The sequence below is a fragment of the Rhodococcus sp. Leaf225 genome, assembly GCF_001426145.1.
Taxonomy (GTDB): domain Bacteria; phylum Actinomycetota; class Actinomycetes; order Mycobacteriales; family Mycobacteriaceae; genus Rhodococcoides.
The window spans coordinates 1-475 of record NZ_LMRN01000008.1 but is presented as its reverse complement, the minus strand read 5'-3'; the positions used below and the strand labels follow the sequence as shown (position 1 = coordinate 475).

General features: G+C 73.1%; 1 protein-coding gene. It reads left to right on the top strand.

All coding sequences use genetic code 11. From position 1 onward, the window contains the following. The coding region (locus ASG69_RS23010) for an acyl-CoA dehydrogenase family protein (protein ID WP_235578836.1) at window positions 1–475 on the top strand (475 nt) is incomplete at both ends.

Here is a 475-nt window from a genome sequence, read left to right as displayed (position 1 = left end):
AGCCGGCTACTCCCTCTTCGGGCCGATCGCGACGAACATCGGCGCCCCCGACGAGGGCAACGTTCACCTCCTCGCGCACGTCGCCTCCACCGCCCAGAAGGAACAGTTCCTCGCCCCGCTCGCCCGCGGCGACGTGCGGTCCGCGTTCGCGATGACCGAACCCGCCCCCGGCGCCGGCTCGGACCCCTCCGCCCTCACCACCACCGCCACCCGCACCGACGGCGGCTGGCGCATCGACGGCCACAAGTGGTTCATCACCGGCGCGGACGGTGCCGGATTCTTCATCGTCATGGCCCGCACCTCCGGCACCCCCGGCGACCGCGGCGGCGCCACGATGTTCCTCGTCCCCGCCGACACCGCCGGCATCACCGTCGGCCGCCACATCAGCACCCTCGACCGCGCCATGATCGGCGGGCACTGCGAGGTCACCTTCGACCGCGTCGTCGTGCCCGAGGACAACGTCCTCGGCGCCGTC